Below are 2270 nucleotides of genomic sequence, written 5' to 3' on the forward strand. Positions count from 1 at the left end.
TACTCAGGATCAGATGGAACGCTGAGTGAGAATGATGATGGCTCCTTTAGTTTTATTCCGAATGAGAATTTCAATGGTGACATTGTCCTCGATGTGGTTGTGTTAGATGCTGAGGGTGCGAGTGATACGGCCCAAGCGAATATCGTAGTTGTTCCTGTGAACGACTTCCCTGTTTCAGGTAACTTGGCGTATGCAATTGATGAGGATGGAAGTATCACACTGAGCCAAGAACAGCTCTTGGCGCAAGCGAGTGATGTGGATGGTGATACGCTCACGGCGTTGAATCTACAGACAGCCAATCCGGAACTGACGATTACAGATAATGGTGATGGGACGTTCACCCTGACACCGGCTGCAAACTTCAATGGTGATCTCGATATTAGTTTCGATGTATTCGATGGTGAAGCGACAGTTGCAGCCAATATCGATTTGACAGTGAACCCAGTGAATGATCTGCCGGTCGCGCAGGATCAGAATTTCCAGATGAACGAAGACGGGACGATCACGCTTACAGATGGGGATCTGTTGGCGGGAGCGTCGGATGTTGATGGTGATACGCTGAGTATCTCAGATGTTACATACACAGGTACGGATGGAATCTTCACCGATAATGGAGATGACACATATACCTTTGCACCGAATGAGAACTTCAATGGTAATGTCACCGTCGACTTTACCGTGTCTGATGGTCAGGGTGGTACCGATACGGCCCAAGCGAATATTGTAGTTGTTCCTGTGAATGACCCGCCAGTTGCAGGGGATACGTCTTTCAGCATGAATGAGGACGGTACAATTACATTGACACCTGCACAGCTTTTGGCGAATTCAAGTGACGTTGAAGGTGATGTGAGTCTGCAAGGTGTGAGCTACTCAGGATCAGATGGAACGCTGAGTGAGAATGATGATGGCTCCTTTAGTTTTATTCCGAATGAGAATTTCAATGGTGACATTGTCCTCGATGTGGTTGTGTTAGATGCTGAGGGTGCGAGTGATACGGCCCAAGCGAATATCGTAGTTGTTCCTGTGAATGACTTCCCTGTTTCAGGTAACTTGGCGTATGCAATTGATGAGGATGGAAGTATCACACTGAGCCAAGAACAGCTCTTGGCGCAAGCGAGTGATGTGGATGGTGATACGCTCACGGCGTTGAATCTACAGACAGCCAATCCGGAACTGACGATTACAGATAATGGTGATGGGACGTTCACGCTGACACCGGCTGCAAACTTCAATGGTGATCTCGATATTAGTTTCGATATATTCGATGGTGAAGCGACAGTCGCAGCCAATATCGATTTGACAGTGAACCCAGTGAATGATCTGCCGGTCGCGCAGGATCAGAATTTCCAGATGAACGAAGACGGGACGATCACGCTTACAGATGAGGATCTGTTAACGGGAGCATCGGATGTTGATGGTGATACGCTGAGTATCTCAGATGTTACATACACAGGTACGGATGGAATCTTCACCGATAATGGAGATGACACATATACCTTTGCACCGAATGAGAACTTCAATGGTAATGTCACCGTCGACTTTACCGTGTCTGATGGTCAGGGTGGTACCGATACGGCCCAAGCGAATATCGTAGTTGTTCCTGTGAATGACTTCCCTGTTTCAGGTAACTTGGCGTATGCAATTGATGAGGATGGAAGTATCACACTGAGCCAAGAACAGCTCTTGGCGCAAGCGAGTGATGTGGATGGTGATACGCTCACGGCGTTGAATCTACAGACAGCCAATCCGGAACTGACGATTACAGATAATGGTGATGGGACGTTCACGCTGACACCGGCTGCAAACTTCAATGGTGATCTCGATATTAGTTTCGATGTATTCGATGGTGAAGCGACAGTCGCAGCCAATATCGATTTGACAGTGAACCCAGTGAATGATCTGCCGGTCGCGCAGGATCAGAATTTCCAGATGAACGAAGACGGGACGATCACGCTTACAGATGGGGATCTGTTGGCGGGAGCGTCGGATGTTGATGGTGATACGCTGAGTATCTCAGATGTTGCATACACAGGTACGGATGGAATCTTCACCGATAATGGAGATGACACATATACCTTTGCACCGAATGAGAACTTCAATGGTAATGTCACCGTCGACTTTACCGTGTCTGATGGTCAGGGTGGTACAGATACGGCCCAAGCGAATATCGTAGTTGTTCCTGTGAACGACTTCCCTGTTTCAGGTAACTTGGCGTATGCAATTGATGAGGATGGAAGTATCACACTGAGCCAAGAACAGCTCTTGGCGCA

General features: G+C 47.8%; 1 protein-coding gene. It reads left to right on the forward strand.

Going from position 1 to position 2270, the window contains the following annotated elements:
• Positions 1-2270: tandem-95 repeat protein (locus A3739_RS06945; protein WP_156502430.1), on the forward strand; the 2270-nt coding region annotated here is incomplete at both ends.

Source organism: Oleiphilus sp. HI0067 (assembly GCF_001635735.1).